Source organism: Sphingobacterium alimentarium (assembly GCF_004342685.1).
Lineage (GTDB): Bacteria > Bacteroidota > Bacteroidia > Sphingobacteriales > Sphingobacteriaceae > Sphingobacterium > Sphingobacterium alimentarium.
Genome location: NZ_SMBZ01000011.1, coordinates 22250 through 38520, shown reverse-complemented (window position 1 = coordinate 38520; position 16271 = coordinate 22250). Strand labels below are relative to the sequence as shown.

Genomic DNA, 16271 nt, shown 5'->3' with positions numbered 1-16271 from the left:
GAAAGATTAACGAGTTGGTTGTAGAGATGAGGTGTTAATCGTATAGGTTCGAATCCTGTCACCTCAACGGAAATGCAACCCCTGAGAAGACGTTCACAAGGGATAGGCTACCACCCTGTTAGTTTACTATGTTGGGTGGTTTAAATAGACGATTAGCTCAGTTGGTTAGAGCATCTGGATTTATCCGATAGGTCATGAGTTCGAGTCTCATATCGTCTGCGAAAAGTACATTGACATAATATTTAAAGCGTAAATGGACGAGGGTTCGACTCCCTCCATCTCCACAAAAAGCTAAACGTAGCTTTCAGTAGGTAGCGTAAAGTGTAATAGTAGCCGAATGCTACAGCCTACATTCGCCATTGGGGATGCTTGGAATTGACATGACGTAACTAGGTATTATTGAGTATTTTTTAAACAACAAACGGCAACGTTAAAAACATGTTTGGTTCTCAGCTTAGAGCTGTAGCCTAACAAGCTTCAAGGGTGTGCTATATCACCCTTACTTTAAAGTCTTTTCATAATTTAGGTTTATAATTGGTTAGTAGCCGCTCAACATCGCCAGGTGATATGAGCGGTTTTTTAAAAATGCATTCCATTTATTTATTTTTTTGTAATATTGAATAACCAACTATGTTATGCTAATTATATGGAAAGAACATTTTTTGCATTTCGTTATTTAATAACGAAAAATAGTTCTCAATACGATTTATTCGGTGAAGAAATCAATAAAGAGCAGCTAGTTAAGGAAGTTTTAAATAATTTAAAAGAAGCAAAAAAAATTACATGGGATAATTCTGATTCCAAATATATCTTCACCGGAATAGATACTTATGAGAATTTATATTTTTTAAAATTTGCAAGAGAAAGTAATAATTTTATAAATGAAGAGGTTGAAAATGATATTGTTCGAAGAGGTATAACTGAACCTAAATTTGTTTATTTAATAATTGATCAAATTCATCAAATAGTTTTGATTGAATCAAATAAAAGTGTGTTTGCAAATACTCTGACAGTAAGCAAGTTGCTTAAATACTATTTAAATGAGAAAATAAATAGTAAAAGTTATATTATTAATATTTTCCCTTTAGCAACACCAGACAAATTCTGGAATGTGGTTAATAATGCGGAACTAATATATGATATAAAGCTTGAATTAAATGCGCCAAACATGGCTTTTTTTGGTAAAAAAAAGGCACAACAAATTCTTAAAATTATTCATAATGAAACAAACAATGACGAATTGGATATATCATTTAAGAACTCTAAGGGGGAATTAAATGTTGATGAAAATGGGCTGGGTAAATTTATTGATTACATAAGAGAAGTTGGTGGGCAATATATGATGAAATTTAAAATAATTGCTAATGAAAAGTTTAGGTATTTTAAAAGTTCGGATGATAAATTTTCAACAAATTTGGATATCAGTGATAATTTTTCAAGCACTGAATCTAAAGAATATGTAAAAGATAAAATTGAGAAAATAAGTACGTTGAAGACTAGGGAATGAAAAAAACAATAATCTTTTTATTTTTAGGAATGTTATTATCAATTATTCTAGTTAATTACACTGGGATAAGGGATGTTAAGTTTTTCGAAACCACTGAGTTAATAACTTTTATTGGAGTATTATTAGGGTTTTCTTTAACATTGTATACCTTTGGTTTAACAATAATAAAAGATGTTTACAAAAGTATAAATTTACTGAAATTTAGAGATAAGAAGAAAAAGGTAGTTATAAAAAATTACTTAAAAGACATGTTTTCTGAAATAGAAGATAATATAAAAGTAATGTTTTTTTCAATTGTATTCGTATTTGTATCTGCTCTTTTAGGCACAACTCAAAATCCCTTTGGCATGGATGTAGAATATTTAGAAATACCAAAAACACTAAACGTATTTCTTTTTATAATTTCTTCTTACGCTATGTATGATATAATATACTCCCTGTTTTTGATATCGAAATTAATATTTGGAAACAGTAAAAATAAATTATAAATTAACTAAGTGGATCTCACAATATAATTTAGAAAGCCCCTACCAATTAAGGAAGGGGCTTGAATATATTTTAATTATTATTCAATTGGAATAATATATATAATTTTATTCCATACCAATTAAGTATTGCGCTCCAGAAAATGTATTTCCCGAAAGGGTATTCCCAGCAATTTTTAATTTTTGTGAATCCCCAACTATGTCAAGTCCTATTGGTCTTAAATCTATTTTGGAAATTATACAAGAATTTTCTTCACGCATTTTTGCGTGTATAATTATGCTGTTATTAACTTTTATTATAGTCGTTCTGTTTGTAATGCTTTTTTCAACATTAAGATTAGAATTAAAGCTTTTATTTTCTTTTATTAATTCTATTATTTTATTGTTATTTTTTACATTTAACCAAATTAGAGGGATTTCTCCACGACCCACAACTAAAGGTGAATAGTCTTGAATTTTAATTAATTGCCCTCCTCCTATAATTTTATTTGAACAGATAATCAACTCTTCTAATGGAGAATAATTTTGAATATAATTTGACAGAGCGGTTTCCATTGCTATTTAATGTTGAAATGTGATTTAATATCATTAATAATTCTTTTTCTTTCCGTGGGTATAAACCTTTCTATTATCAAGCAGATAAAATAGCAAAACAATGAAATTAAAACTGCATAAACTTCCCACTTATCGAAAGAAATATTTTTATCAACTAAATTACCTATAAATTTTGCAACGGTGTTTATTGTAAGTCCAATCCATATTCCTTTTAGTACTGTACTAAGATCACTAAAGAAATGCTTTCCGTTTATAACTTTATCAAAATCATACTTCTCGAGCAAGTACGGGGTATGTAAAATTGTAATAGATGGATTAATATTAATTTTTCCATTAATGTATACAGTTTGATGAATTTCTTTATTATTAAAGGTGGTCACTGGTTAATTTTTTATTGGTTAATCCTTAATAATTGATAAGCCCTATATCATCAATATTTTATAAATCTGACTTCGACAAGATATAAATTATATATAGCAAAAACAATATCTATAATCAAACTTAAGTTTTGCATTAACCTTTCATTCACCATAAAAACCAATCCTAAGCCACGTGCACCTAAAAATCCCCCTCCCAATATTACCATCAACCCACCACTAATTAAAAAAGCCCACATCCTAATCGATATGGGCTCAATACTATTAACACAATTGTAGAATATTTAAATCTTAATCAAAATCAAAAAAATCAGATAGGAAAGATTTCTTTTTCTTTCTATGCTGTGGGTGGGAATATCTATCGTCTCTATCGTACTCTTGTGGATGAGTCCTTCGATCGTCATCAAAAGACTGATTTCTACTATAATTCACCTCTGTACTTTGACTATCAGAATATTCCAATAATTTATCCAGTTCTCCTTTATCTAACCAAATACCTCTGCATTTAGGACAATAATCAATTTCAACATTTTGACGTACCGTCATTAATAGCGTTTCATCACAGTTAGGACATTTCATAGTTCTTCAATTTATTTATTTCTCAATTTACCCATAAATTGCCAGAAGTGGTATTACATTAGCATTTTTTAACATTCTGGGAATATGTATTCTTACAGTCTCGTCCTTATATCTTCTCTTAAGATATTAAATTGCAATTAATATATAACCAAAAAAAATGAACACCATGGAACTTACAATGCAATTAAATTTACTAGAGAAAATAATTATCGACGAAGTGGTTAGTATTTCATAAATATTGCATCATGGAAATTAATAAAGACAACAACGATTTCGAAAATATCACTTTCGATACTCTGCCTGCAGCTGTAGAAGTGATTCTAAAAACAGTAAAGAGATTAGAGGCTGAAATTATTTCTATTAAGGAGCGTTTAAGTGTAGTTAGCAATGAAAATAACAATGAAAATCATGACGAGCTTTTAACTTTTGATGAAGCTGTAAAGTTTCTTAAGATTACAAGTAGCACATTGCATAGATGGAAGCGTGAAGGAATAATCCCGTACCGTAAAATTGGCACTAAAAAATATTATAAAAAATCTGATCTCGAAGAGTATAATAAGGTTGAAATTATTAAACCCAGGGGATTGAGAAGGTTTTGAGGAGGACGCACATTAAATGTGCTTAATTTAATACTACCCCTGGATGATTCCCCATTCTATTTCAAAGCTTATTACTATATTTACTCTATAAATTAGATGTATGAAACACCTCTTTACTATTATACTCATTTTAACTTCACTTACTGCATTTGCTCAAGAGGTTAACGAAAACGGGCGCCAACTGATGCGTACATTTCGTGTATCTATAGAAGGTCAAGATCCTAAGGGATATGAAATCGAAAATAAAAACGTATTATTTAAAATAAAACATCTTACAGATACCTATATAACGCTGGAAATTCATAACAATTCTGATGTGATGACTACAGTTAATTATTCCGATTCATATTTCGCCGTAGATGGCACTACCTCTAGGGTTATTCCAGAAGTAACTTACATGAAAGAAATCAATGCTGAAATCCCAAACGATATAATAGCTCCCGGCACAAAAATTACTAAATCACTACATTCAAGAGATTTTAATTTTATAAGACCAATGCTCAGCAACAAGCGAGCAAACAAAGCCTTCAAAGCTGGGGAGGCTAGACCAATAGAAAAATTAATTATGGTAGTTAATGTTGGTGATCAAAAGGTTACTCAAACTTTCAATTTTCAAGTAATTGGTACAGCAGAATTAAAAACTTTAGATAAGAAAAGGAAATAAATCATAAGTCTATCAAGGGCCTAATAAGCTCAATTGTATCCAAAGTCAGCATCTCATTTGGCTGCCTTCTTATAAGCTTCCATCCTTTAGAAACTAGAAGGTTATTCTTTTCCATATCGCGTGCTATTCCGGTACCAGAGGAATGGCCACTATTGCCTTTCATATAAATACCTCCCTCCTGTTCAATGGCAATTTTGTATTGCGGAATAGCGTAATCTATTCGAAATTGTCGCTCGGTGCAAAAATAGAATTCCGGCCATAATTCAATACCTAGTTCCTGCTTTATAAATTGAATAAATGAATCGCAATATTTTAATTTGTTTTTGATATTACGAGTATCGTCGGTGTCACCTGTTTTAAGCGTTTTGGTACGCTTCTTTGGTTTAGATATAATAGATTTAGCTTCTTTAGATGAAGGTGGAAAGAGCACGCCATTAATATCTACGTAACCGCGAGATTTCAAATCTTTGAGTAATGCCGTGCCCCAGCCTTTCATAATATTTTAAACTCCCTTTCCTGCTGCTAATCTTTCGCCGATGTCAAACAAGGAAATTGAGCCGTTTACTTTTTTAGAATTTGAACTTCCGTCATTTCCAGCATCATCTGAAGAATCGATATCAGGAATGACAGAATTATACATTATTAAATTTCTCCAAGATATTTTCCATTTTACAGCCTGTTCATCCCAACCGTAATATTTACATGCATTACCTATGAATGCGTATGGACTTCTGGATCCAGGGTAGCTCCTATTTCCTGTACTTTTCGAAGTGATGCCAAGATGCCGAAAAAAGTTTCTACATCTAACCTCCGGTAGATGTCATTTACAAGGTATTCTAAATCTTTTGGTGATAGTTGGTAATTAATAGCTTGATATAGCCATTTTGGTGGCTCTTCTACCCTATTATTTAATGCAATGGCGATGTAATCAGTTAATAACGGAAGATTGCTCTGGATGATTTTATAGAAAGATAATTCCTCCGTATCCCCTTCATCACCTTTCACCCTCAAATCAATTAGAACCGAAAGCAACCGATAAACTGTTGCTGGATGTAACTCAGAAAGAATAATGCTTTTGGTTCTAGGAAGAATACAAAGAAAAGCAAAGACTCTTTGCCACCAATAAGGATAGTTAACTTTTACCTTTTTAAAGAATGTGGTTTTATCCGAAATAGCATCAGCCATTTCCTTTCCAATAGGGTTATTGGATATCGTGTTTGTATTCATTTGGGCTAGGATTAAAAAGCCCTACTCACCGCCTAACCTCGGCTTTCAGGCTTAGTATTTATAAATCTAATCTCAATCTCACTATCCTTCTGGGAGAACAGCATCAATGAATTTATAGCCCCAAGGTGAAACTTGAGCTCCAGCTGCATTTACTGGAGTTGTAGTTTTGCCACTAAAGCTTAATGCTAAAAAACCTGCACGACCAAGGTTATTTTTAAAACCAGCCGACATAGCTAATGCAGGTGCAACAAATTGAAACTGTTTCCCTTGAAAAGGCTTAGATGTCAATCTGACCGCCAAATAATGAATTTTGCGACCTAAAGCACTGAATTCAGTTGCATCTGTAGTTACTTGCCCATTGAATAATAAATTCGCATTATCAACGGATAAATCTAATGATGCTCCTGAAATTGTTGCTGGCTCTTCATCCCCTGGAAGGACAAAACGAATACCGGTAACATCTTCAACGCGAACATCAATAGTAGTAAGCTCTGGGATGTTCATGGTAATACCACCATCCTCGATGTCTTTTATTTTTACCCAACCAGTAGTTGGGATCGCTCCGTTCGCACCCATCGGAGCAAACTCTAAACTTTCTACGCCTGTAACTGCTGACATAATATTTTTATTGTGGTCCTTGGACCGTTAATTATTCTGTTAATTTTGATCTCTACGTAAATAGTAATAGCGTAGTACAACATTGTAATACCACTTACTTCCATTAGGAATAACTTCACCTGAATTCTCAAGCTTTATAAAGAAATCGTATCCTCGATAGTCATCAACAACATTCATAATAGCCTTTCCGATCTCCTCCATACGAGCAACATTAGGCTGCGTGTTATCGGCACTATTTGGTACTCCAGATGGCTGATTTTTTAAATTAGGAACGTGAATATTTATATGAATAATATTCTCGGTGATTTGACTTGAACCTGACCCGTTGCAGAAAACAACAACATCTTCCAATGTTGAATTAAGCTTTAGATTGATTAATCTAATCTCACCAGTAAGCCCAACATTCGAAGAAACATCCGCTTGATCTAGCAATGACTTTACATCATTTACTGACTCAATTGCCGTTTTTAAAATCTTACTCATTATTCAATAATTCCAAATTTTCTAAATGATTCAGTAATGAAGTCGTCTATGTCGGTTGTAGCATCAAGAATCACTGTATAGCTCTTGCCTTCCACCCAACTCGCATAATCCATTCCAGCAACCATAACAACACCCCATCCGGTGGATTCTCTTAACTCCGACAATGCAGCTTTCAACCCTTCCTCTAAACCTGTTGCTTTATCTGTTCCAATAGGACTCTCTTTAAAATTCTTATGCACTACTTTTCCATCTTTATAAATGATAAATCCAGTAGAGCTTAGAAGATTGCCTGTATGATCTTGATATGGTTGATTTAACTGCTTTTTTCTTACACGCTCAACAGATGTTTCAATAGCATCTATTAATAGCGTTAAAGCTTCTTTTTCAATTTCCTTTTCAATCTCTCTACTCAGAGCTTTCATGTCAGTTGTAATCTCGAATCCGAATTTCATATTAGCAACTACCTAAACAGTGAAATTTGCCTACATGAAATGACAGCAATTCCTGCTCGTAAATAAATATTTCACCTCGCTCATTTATGGCATTAAACACAGTTCCTAAAAGTATAGAAGGAGTACCTACGGGAAAAGCGATGTCATGAGAAACTTGAACATCAGTACCATCTTGCTTTTTACGGAATGTGTTATTCTTTACAGGCCTAAACCTGCATTGAACTTCTACATTACCTTCTGGTCCTTCATAGACAAGTGTATCCGGATATATTAAATCATTTACCATAAATCAGAGATATCAGTAATTGTTGCTGACTCTTCCATCTCATCATCGACATTCCATTTTCTTAAAATACCATTACGAAGAATAAGGAGCTGATCAATATCATGCTGAGTAATTTGGAAGTCTAATTCCTTAATGGATTTATTAGAAAGTGATATAACTAAGATCAGCGCTGCTAATGCCAAATCTACACCTCTCCTATTATCGATATCCTTCGGTTGATACTCACCATCAGGATTTAAATCCTGATCCAACAACACCTTCGTAACCGAAATATCTTTTACAGGGATATCATTTATCCCACTTAGCAGCGCTTCTCTATTAGTCATGTTATACTTTCTTTACTAATCCACGTTCAATAAGGCTATCCAAACGGTCAGAATCTAAATGAGAAACATCTGATTCTAATTCAAAGATTCCTTCACCATCTTTTGTACCTCTAAATGCATTGATTACAATGTATTTTGGATCACCTTTTTTCGCTTTCGATTTAGCTGTAGCCTTATCCAAAGCCGCTTTAAGCTTAGTATTCTCAGCTTTCAAGGCTTTATTTTCTTCTGTAATCTTTTCGATTTCAGGCTTGAGTTTATCCTTGAATTCTTGATGCTCAGCTTTCAATTTTTCAATCTCAGCATCTTTTGCAGCTAAAGAAGTATTAACTTCTTCTTGATTCACTGAATCAGCCTTTTTGGTTTCTTGAGTTCCTTCTACTTTAGAAGGAGTAGCTGGAGTTGTTTCTCCAGCTTTCCCGTCTTTATTTTCGTTAGCCACCTGGTAAGATAGTTTTTAGTAAATAAATAGATTTTGCATTATTCAATACCGGAGTAGTGTATGCAGTTCCTTTAGTCACTACAGTGATAGGATCTTCAATACCCCAAGTTTTGATAAGTACAATCCCTGATTTAGTTTTTTGAGCTACACCTGCTGTAACATACTCATCTGCTGAAGTAGTATGTTGTGTATTACCCAACTGCTCAGTTACTGAGAAAGTAACTACACCTGGTTCCCAACCTGAAACGACAGTTTGATCCCCGCTTTTAGATTCTTGAATCATTACTGATTCCCAAACCTTGAAAATTGGCAAACCTTTAGAACTTAAAGCTCTATTGATTTCAACTAAACCTGGTTCTTGCTGTAATCCCAAAGCATTTGCAACATAAGTAGCAGCGAATTTTTGAACGCCTGCATTTTGAGCTACTTGCTGAATAGTTTCCTCTTCACACCACATGAATTTTGGCATAGGTAGATTAGCAAGCTTGGCCATGCGTTTGATTTTCTTGATATCACCGATGATATCAGCAGAAGGATCGCTCCAATCCTTATCAGCATTTACTTTATTAGAAGTTGGAATAGCAAAATCAATATCAACAGTAGATTGAATACCTTGCTCGTTATTTATCTGAGTTAATTTGTAACCACCAGTTGATGCAATTCTTTTCGACAACCATTCCAGACGAGCTTCAACACCATTACGAGCGAAAACTTGATCTTCATAATGCCAATCCATAACACGCTGAGCCGCTTCTCTACGAGTAGCACCTGCAGGTAATCTTCGAACAGCATCTTGAAGGTCCATAAGAGTAATAAAGTCTGTTTCAACTTTATCACGTGCAATCTCAAGCTTTGGAATATCACCTTCTATTTTTGTTGGAAGGTTACGTCCAAATCTAGGCGCGCGACTGTTGAAATCCACAACCGACGCCATTACTTTAGCACCAAATTGAGCCTCAATAGCGAACCATTTTAAAGTAGGCTGAAATTGCAAAGGAAATGCACCTTGATATTGAAGTGTATCGAATGGATACGTTTCAACATAAGCCTGTGCGTCTGCTCTACGGAATTCCGGCACTAATTCTTGTACATTTATCATTGTATATGATTATGTTTAATTAAAAATTCTGTTATTAAACAAAAGTGATTCTTGGCAAAGCCGTACGTAAATCATTTACAATTGCTTGTAGTGCTGTTGGCAATGCTTTAATTCTCACTGTTCCACTAATTACTACACCATTGGCGTAAGTATTACCACCATCTGAAACTTCAGATGGTCTGTGGGTTAATCCAATTGGCTTGATTGCTCCATCTGTTACAGATAAAACTTCTCCTACTCCCGTGGCGGCATCTCTACCAACCAAAGAACCTTCAGGCACATATCCATCAGGATAATCCGTTTTATCAACATCCAGGATCAAACCACCAGGAAGAGTATCTACAACGTTTTCAAAAACAACTTTTTGAAAACCTTGAGTACCTGATCTTTTTACACCTTTCAATCCCATTTAAAGATTTTTTTATGCTCCAGCTTTGGCTGCCGCCTCTGCTTTACGCTGTTCAACAATTTCTTTCATTGCAGGAGACACCTCGTCATCCTTCAATTTCCCGCCACTAGCTCCTCTTACAGGAGAATCATTTCCTAAACCAGCATCACTTTGCGCCTGAACTTCATCAGCAACATCTTGCTCAACATCCGCTAAATAACTAGTGAAGTCATCATCACTATCAATTTTTAGTCTATCGAAATCACGAAGAGTTCTTTGCTTGAATTTTTCAGGAGCGTCTTTTAATTTGGCTTCAAGTTGTTGGCGACGCGTTTGGATGGTATTGCCTTTTTGAAGATTAGCAACAGTAGTTGTCAAAGTCTCAATAACTTTATTTTGATTCTCTACATGTTGTTTAAACCAAGCTGGCGCTTCGTCCTTTTTCTCTGGGTCTTGCTTCTCTGGTTCAACAGGATCTTTTTTCTCAGGATCTTTGTCTTTATCCTCTTCCTCTGCTGCTCTTTTATCAGCATTTCGCTTAGCATCATCCAATGCTGCCAATTCTTTGAAGCCTAATACTTGATCTAGTTTGTCGATTTCACCGTCGATATCGTCCTCATTAGTTATTAAGCTATCTAACTTGTCCGCTAGTCCGTTGATTCGTACATTAGAAAGATTGACACCCAAAGCGGTTGCTTTCTCTTTCAATTTGGAAATGATTTTTGATTTTAATGACATTTGATTTGTGTTTAATAGAGTGCAGTCCGGAGAGCTAATCCGTGCCATCCTCGGTTAATACTTTTAAAATCAAAAGTAATCCAATTAGATTACCAATTAAACACAGTGTATTTTGTAATTTGGGAGATTACAGAAAGAAATAAGCCACAAAAAATATTTGTGGCTTATAGAAATATTATTTACATAAATTTTAAATTAAATATTTATAAATGTATTAGATTGGAATGAATTATTTGCAAGAGTCATTTCCCCTATATTCAAACCATTTTCATCACCATAAATATTATAGCCTAAAGGTTTTAAATCAAATTTATTTATATGAGGAATGTCTCCCTCAATAATTAATTCCATGATAATATATTTTCCTTCTACATTACTAAATAGCACCTCAATTTTGCTATCATTCAAATATTTATTGACACTAAAACCAGAATATAGAATTTTATTATTTTTCACAACCGTAATTGGTTCACCTTTATGATTAATAGTTAAAGATATTAGAGGTTTGTGATTTTGATCCTTTTTTATTTCGATAGGGAATATCCCATTATCATTAATAATGTTATTTACCTCAATCAACTTATTACTACAAAAATAAATAATTGGATAATTTTCTATTTGTGTTTTAGTTGCCTGCATTTTTAAAATGTTCTTTAATTTTGTTTACTAATTCAGACTTTTCATTTTTAGCCCACTTACTTTCAGATAACAAATAGCATGTTACAGATAAAAAAAGACCAATACCTAAATAAATTAATTCCCAAGCATTAATATCAATATTTAAACTTGCTCTTTCTTCTGAATTAGAATTATTGAATTTGATTAAGAAAAACACTCCCTTACTCACAACAGTTAGAATTAAACCAATCAAAATAAGATAAAATCTTTTATGCCATTCTTTCCACTTTGATTCAGATGTTTCTAATATTCTGAATTCAACATTTGTTAATCCATAAATTTTTTGAAATGCATAAATTTCATCATTTCTAATCTGAAGTTTTGATGCATCGAAAGGGCTAGTTCTTATCTTTTCATTTTTATCCATTTAAACTGTCAATATTAATCCAAATTTTTATAAGCTAACACAAATGTAAATTTAATAATAATCTTTCATATAAATAATTTAATACATTTCAAACAATAGTGTCAGAAACTATTTAAATATGCTGGGGGACTATTTTTTTTATTCTTTTTGAACCTCCTTCACCTTAGCCGCTTCCAGTTTCGCTTGTTCCACTTCCTCTTCCTGAATCTGTTTTATTTCATCCTCAGCATTCTTCGTTAATGGAGAATATTCAATAGCAGTTTTTTGAGAAATAACTTTTGCACCTCCTGCAGCTTTTTGAAGTAAACCTACGGTCTCACTATCATCATTAATACGATAAAGCGGAATATCAAAACCAATAGATAAGGACTTAGTAGCAGGAATTAGCGAAGTATCAATAGCACCACAAAATGCAATTTGTAAATTGATGTCGCGCTGTGTACTCATTCCATATTCACCGTCAATTTCATCACGTGCTGCTAAGTGTGCATCCATGAACACACGATCAAAAGCAACCCCGGATAAAGCGCCAAGACCTTTTAAATCTTCCATGGCCATTTGCGGAGTTTGAGTAGCAGTGAAAATGAAATTCATCAATGTATTTAATTCGAATTCTACTGCCTCAGTAGCTTGCTCCCAAGTAACATAGCGAGCATCCGCGCCTTCACCCTCAATCTGTAATGATTTGCCTTGCTCACCTTTCTCAAGCATTTTTGCACCAACTTTACCAAACATCGCAAATACCGGCGACGCATGATAATCGTTGGTATCACCTACGTTAGATATCAATGTTTCAATACGTGCAATAGCCGCTTGAACCGGCGCCCATGGTGGTAATGGTTTTGAATAATAAGTAACCGGAATTTTCCCGTAGGAATGTGATAATATAGAATCAACTATCCATCCATTATTATTAGCAATTGATACAACATCCTCACCTGCTCTGGCCTTCCTAAATTTATAGATATGAGTCGCTGAATAGATATCAAATCTTTGCTCTTTATCAGTTGTAAGGCCTGAGAAATTAGGATCAGCAATTAAATCAGTAAAGCTTCTTGATGATTCATAGACACGGCCGAAATAAACCATCTTACCAAAATCATCGAATACAGGTAAAAGAGTATCTCCCAAATCGGGAGACAATATCTTACAACGCATTTTGAATTTACCTCTAGGAGCAATCTCTCCCCAGTATCCTGGATCAACTGGTTCAGAATACCAAAGTTTGGCAACCTGAAGTTCACTTAACATTCGTCGCGCAATCTCTTTTTCAATGAAACTGATCTTATTATCATCGCGCATTTTCTTTACCATATCGTAAAGGCGCTGCTCTTGATCATTTTTCGGATTAGCTTCGAGCTGTATTTTAGAGACATTCATAAAAGACACCCGACGTTTTACGATCAACTCCTGGAGAGGTACACCGATTCTATTAACCTCAATTCTTTTGGTATCGTAAATCCTTTTTCCTGCTTTATCTAAAATTGGTTTACCTTCAGAATCTTTACGTAATGTTCTTACTTTCTTCTTAGGTCTAAACCCTTCGCCTTCATTAAAAATATCATGCTGCGTTACATCATATTCTTTTTGTGCTGTAGCATATGTAGGTGCTACAATTGCCCCAACAGCTTGCACAATAGCAGGTAATGCAGGAGTTGGTAATTGAACCTCGGTTTTAGTTTCTTTTTTGTCCTTTGCCATCTTAATTTTATTAGCGGTTAGGGTTTAAAATAAATCAAATATTGAATCGTCGACTTCTTCAGTCACAGATATTAAATCAAAATATTTACGCATGAGTATCAAATCGCGCCAATCGGGAGAACGTCCTATTTCCTTTTTCACTTCTTTCTTTGGGAGAATCCTTAGTTTATTATCCTCATCAGATTTATATGTTTTTAACCAAGAAAACTCCTCTTGAATTTCTTGCTGTTCCGATTCTGATTCGATGCATTTAAGAAGAATATTATGCCCCGCGATATCGTCAGCTAAGAGATAAGCGCATTGTGTTTGGAGATTCTGATAGTTTTCATTTTGTGGAAGATCTTTTCTACTATCACCATAAAATCGATTATCATTCTCACGCGCTTCATCTGTTATGAGTGGCTTAGCATTATTTACAAACCCAAGAATACCACACATATCTACCACTCCACCTCCTACGCCATCCTCATCGGCGATACAATGATGTGCCGGAATACTCCATTTTGCACGCATTGCATTAATGCATGCCTGTATCTCTGTTGTTGATGATTTATCAAATGAATGGCACTCCATTAAAATCCATCCCCACCAAACACCAATACGAGCCTTATCTGAACCGAACCTTGCAATATCCGCGGTGATATACCAATTAGGCTTTTCAATCATATTTTGATACTTCTCCCAAATATGAGTGTTTGAGAACATCGCAATGATATCATCGTACTTACACATCGCATTAGGATCATCATCATACTCCCAATTACCGTGAAGTAGACGCTCCTTTTTAGCCTTATCTTTTGTTCTTCGTAATCTCTCAATATATCCACTATCGATATGTGGATTATCTTGAACAAAAGCAGCTAAGTATTTCATTATCTCTGGAAGAGCACCCTTCTTATTTGGAAGATAAAAAGTAGTGTACATCCAGTTCTTTTTAGGGTTACAGGTGATGAAAAGCTTACCTATGAGATTATATTTTTCATTGTATTGTCGGCCAATACGTGTTTTTAAAACATCATAAGCACCAAAATCAATCTCTCCACCTTCTTCAATCCAACCTCCAGTATATTCTGTAGAACCAAATCTTTCATAAACTGGATCTGATGGTTTAAACTTCAATTCAAGTAAATCGATTCGACTACCATTCTTAAATTGAATAAAGTTCTTTTGTCCGTTGTAGCGAAAATCAATTCCATTTCGCATACCATATGCCGTGGCCACTTTGAAAAAAGTAATCAAAGTCGATTCTGTTATACGCTTTAATTCCTCACGTCCAATAAACCATCTGGTACCAGGATAATTCCAACATTGAAACATGAGCCAACAGCAACCGGTCCATGATTTAGCGCCTCCTGCTGCACCACCATATAGAAATTCTTCAGTGATATTATCCGTTAGAATTTTAAGTGCCTCTTCTTGCTTTTCATGCCTACCTTTTGGAGTTTCGACAATAAAATCAAATATCCCTCGTTTGAAGGATATACCTTGAAGATCTCTTACATCAAGATTTGATAATATTGCAGTGACGTCCATTACTCTCCCCTCTTGGTTGCTCTCATTAATTCGCGAATTGCTTCATCACTAAGTTCATTTGGATCAATCTTATTTTTATCATCCACAATGAGTGTATCCGAATACATGCCGTTAACACGCGCAAGTTTATCAAGCATTCCATCTACAGCATACATTTCGACTTTAGGACCAAATTCTTTCCATTCAAATGACTTTATCTTTCCCCCTTCTTTGTCCTTCGCAAGTTTTACTAAATCAAGTTCAATCGTTTCATATGCCTCAACCTCACTATCGTCAAAAGTTGCCAATGGATCTAATTCTAAATCTATCTCCGCTCTCAAAATAGCGTCCTCTAAAGGCATAATATTTTGCTCGACATAGTTATCACGTATTTCATCAGTTAGACCTTTACGCTCGATGTACATTGCATGCTTTTTGATTTCAAGATGCTTTCTTTCGATCAACAAGGTTAAAGATTTAGGAACATGCTTTATTCGCTCTCGCTGGACAATCTTCATGTAATCATTGATGTTCGAGCCTGCAATGTCCTTCATCATCTTCATAACCTCATCCGAATTCATTCTTGATTCTTTCAAACGAGTCTCAACAATGGCGGAAATCTCAACATTCTTCAACAGACGCTGACCTTGTGAATAAGCTGTTTTTTCTGAATATCCAGCAGTCTTAGCAGCTCTTGTAGCATTAAAATGAATTAAGTAATCATCGACAAACAACTGTTGCTTAGCAGTTAAAGTAGATTTATTATCTTCACTCATTACATACCTCCTTCACAATTCCATCCACTTGAGCTTTGAAAACTTTGTCAACCTGATAGACTTCACGAGCCACTTTAATGCGATAAGATGCACTCTGCTGATTGATTCCTAGATTCTTTTTGATAGTAAAACATATGCCGTTCTCAACTTTTTCACTTAGCAAAATAGACTTTGGAGAAAAAAGTAGAAGCACCGATGCAGTAAACAGAATTTCAGAATTGTACTTTTTCGGATCAGGCTTGATTTTGTTGTAAATAGATTTAACAATGGATTCATCTAACTTTTGAGACGTCAATGCGGAGCGATAATCATCAAATGGAATCTGAGGATTAAATTTTTGAGCCAACTTCAAAATGAATTTTTCCATGAAAGCAAATCTATATACAAAATTTTAGTAATCCAAATGGATTAC

General features: G+C 34.3%; 24 protein-coding genes and 1 tRNA gene. 5 read left to right on the top strand and 20 right to left on the bottom strand.

Features of this window, described 5'->3' with window-relative positions:
- Positions 1-146: 146 nt before the first annotated feature.
- The 3 genes from EDC17_RS05910 (at position 147) to EDC17_RS05900 (ending at position 1995) form a co-directional block, all read left to right on the top strand.
- Positions 147-219: transfer RNA gene (locus EDC17_RS05910), tRNA-OTHER, on the top strand.
- Positions 220-646: 427 nt separating this feature from the next.
- Complete coding sequence (locus tag EDC17_RS05905) at positions 647-1507, top strand: hypothetical protein (protein WP_132777225.1); 861 nt, start codon at positions 647-649, stop codon at positions 1505-1507.
- Complete coding sequence (locus EDC17_RS05900; protein ID WP_132777224.1) at positions 1504-1995, top strand: hypothetical protein; 492 nt, start codon at positions 1504-1506, stop codon at positions 1993-1995. Before EDC17_RS05905 ends, EDC17_RS05900 begins: the two co-directional genes overlap by 4 nt.
- 105 nt (positions 1996-2100) lie before the next feature.
- On the opposite strand, the gene EDC17_RS05895 is transcribed toward EDC17_RS05900, so the two are convergent.
- Together EDC17_RS05895 and EDC17_RS05890 are read right to left on the bottom strand one after the other, a co-directional pair.
- A complete protein-coding gene (locus EDC17_RS05895) occupies positions 2101-2547 on the bottom strand; it encodes a hypothetical protein (RefSeq protein ID WP_132777223.1) in 447 nt (148 codons plus the stop codon).
- A gap of 668 nt (positions 2548-3215) precedes the next feature.
- A complete protein-coding gene (locus EDC17_RS05890) occupies positions 3216-3503 on the bottom strand; it encodes a TFIIB-type zinc ribbon-containing protein (protein WP_132777222.1) in 288 nt (95 codons plus the stop codon).
- 245 nt (positions 3504-3748) lie between these two features.
- On the opposite strand from EDC17_RS05890, the gene EDC17_RS05885 reads away from it, so the two are divergent.
- A complete protein-coding gene (locus EDC17_RS05885; RefSeq protein ID WP_132777221.1) occupies positions 3749-4102 on the top strand; it encodes a helix-turn-helix domain-containing protein in 354 nt (117 codons plus the stop codon).
- 100 nt (positions 4103-4202) lie between these two features.
- Positions 4203-4766, top strand: a complete 564-nt coding sequence (locus EDC17_RS05880; protein WP_132777220.1) for a hypothetical protein — start codon at positions 4203-4205, stop codon at positions 4764-4766.
- Between the two features lies 1 nt (position 4767).
- On the opposite strand, the gene EDC17_RS05875 is transcribed toward EDC17_RS05880, so the two are convergent.
- The 18 genes from EDC17_RS05875 to EDC17_RS05795 all read right to left on the bottom strand — a co-directional run bounded on the left by EDC17_RS05875 (position 4768) and on the right by EDC17_RS05795 (position 16226).
- Positions 4768-5262: a hypothetical protein gene (locus EDC17_RS05875; protein ID WP_132777219.1), complete on the bottom strand. Its 495-nt coding sequence runs from the start codon at positions 5260-5262 to the stop codon at positions 4768-4770.
- 6 nt (positions 5263-5268) lie between these two features.
- Complete coding sequence (locus tag EDC17_RS16825; protein WP_165894372.1) at positions 5269-5406, bottom strand: hypothetical protein; 138 nt, start codon at positions 5404-5406, stop codon at positions 5269-5271.
- A gap of 71 nt (positions 5407-5477) precedes the next feature.
- Complete coding sequence (locus EDC17_RS05870; RefSeq protein ID WP_132777218.1) at positions 5478-5993, bottom strand: hypothetical protein; 516 nt, start codon at positions 5991-5993, stop codon at positions 5478-5480.
- A gap of 81 nt (positions 5994-6074) precedes the next feature.
- Entirely contained in the window at positions 6075-6611 is a 537-nt protein-coding gene (locus EDC17_RS05865) for a hypothetical protein (RefSeq protein WP_132777217.1), read from the bottom strand.
- Between the two features lie 39 nt (positions 6612-6650).
- On the bottom strand, positions 6651-7094 hold the full coding sequence (locus EDC17_RS05860; RefSeq protein ID WP_132777216.1) for a hypothetical protein: 444 nt from the start codon (positions 7092-7094) through the stop codon (positions 6651-6653).
- The gene (locus EDC17_RS05855; protein ID WP_132777215.1) at positions 7094-7546 is read right to left on the bottom strand and encodes a hypothetical protein; all 453 of its coding nucleotides are present in this window, start codon (positions 7544-7546) and stop codon (positions 7094-7096) included. The genes EDC17_RS05860 and EDC17_RS05855 overlap by 1 nt, the downstream gene beginning before the upstream one ends.
- 1 nt (position 7547) lies before the next feature.
- The gene (locus EDC17_RS05850) at positions 7548-7832 is read right to left on the bottom strand and encodes a hypothetical protein (protein WP_132777214.1); all 285 of its coding nucleotides are present in this window, start codon (positions 7830-7832) and stop codon (positions 7548-7550) included.
- Positions 7826-8158 carry a DUF6706 family protein gene (locus EDC17_RS05845; protein WP_132777213.1) on the bottom strand — a complete coding sequence of 111 codons (333 nt, stop codon included), beginning with the start codon at positions 8156-8158 and terminating at the stop codon, positions 7826-7828. Before EDC17_RS05845 ends, EDC17_RS05850 begins: the two co-directional genes overlap by 7 nt.
- A 1-nt stretch (position 8159) precedes the next feature.
- A complete protein-coding gene (locus EDC17_RS05840; RefSeq protein ID WP_132777212.1) occupies positions 8160-8600 on the bottom strand; it encodes a hypothetical protein in 441 nt (146 codons plus the stop codon).
- Positions 8593-9678, bottom strand: a complete 1086-nt coding sequence (locus EDC17_RS05835) for a major capsid protein (protein ID WP_165894371.1) — start codon at positions 9676-9678, stop codon at positions 8593-8595. Before EDC17_RS05835 ends, EDC17_RS05840 begins: the two co-directional genes overlap by 8 nt.
- Before the next feature lie 55 nt (positions 9679-9733).
- Entirely contained in the window at positions 9734-10108 is a 375-nt protein-coding gene (locus tag EDC17_RS05830; protein WP_132777210.1) for a hypothetical protein, read from the bottom strand.
- A gap of 12 nt (positions 10109-10120) precedes the next feature.
- Positions 10121-10825, bottom strand: a complete 705-nt coding sequence (locus EDC17_RS05825) for a hypothetical protein (protein WP_132777209.1) — start codon at positions 10823-10825, stop codon at positions 10121-10123.
- 195 nt (positions 10826-11020) lie between these two features.
- A complete protein-coding gene (locus tag EDC17_RS05820; protein ID WP_132777208.1) occupies positions 11021-11464 on the bottom strand; it encodes a hypothetical protein in 444 nt (147 codons plus the stop codon).
- The gene (locus tag EDC17_RS05815) at positions 11451-11870 is read right to left on the bottom strand and encodes a hypothetical protein (RefSeq protein WP_132777207.1); all 420 of its coding nucleotides are present in this window, start codon (positions 11868-11870) and stop codon (positions 11451-11453) included. Before EDC17_RS05815 ends, EDC17_RS05820 begins: the two co-directional genes overlap by 14 nt.
- A gap of 138 nt (positions 11871-12008) precedes the next feature.
- Complete coding sequence (locus EDC17_RS05810) at positions 12009-13571, bottom strand: phage portal protein (protein WP_132777206.1); 1563 nt, start codon at positions 13569-13571, stop codon at positions 12009-12011.
- A 24-nt stretch (positions 13572-13595) separates the two neighbouring features.
- Positions 13596-15104: a terminase large subunit domain-containing protein gene (locus EDC17_RS05805; RefSeq protein WP_132777205.1), complete on the bottom strand. Its 1509-nt coding sequence runs from the start codon at positions 15102-15104 to the stop codon at positions 13596-13598.
- Positions 15104-15859 carry a terminase small subunit gene (locus EDC17_RS17005; RefSeq protein ID WP_207895700.1) on the bottom strand — a complete coding sequence of 252 codons (756 nt, stop codon included), beginning with the start codon at positions 15857-15859 and terminating at the stop codon, positions 15104-15106. The genes EDC17_RS05805 and EDC17_RS17005 overlap by 1 nt, the downstream gene beginning before the upstream one ends.
- Positions 15852-16226 carry a hypothetical protein gene (locus EDC17_RS05795; RefSeq protein WP_132777204.1) on the bottom strand — a complete coding sequence of 125 codons (375 nt, stop codon included), beginning with the start codon at positions 16224-16226 and terminating at the stop codon, positions 15852-15854. The genes EDC17_RS17005 and EDC17_RS05795 overlap by 8 nt, the downstream gene beginning before the upstream one ends.
- Positions 16227-16271: the final 45 nt, after the last annotated feature.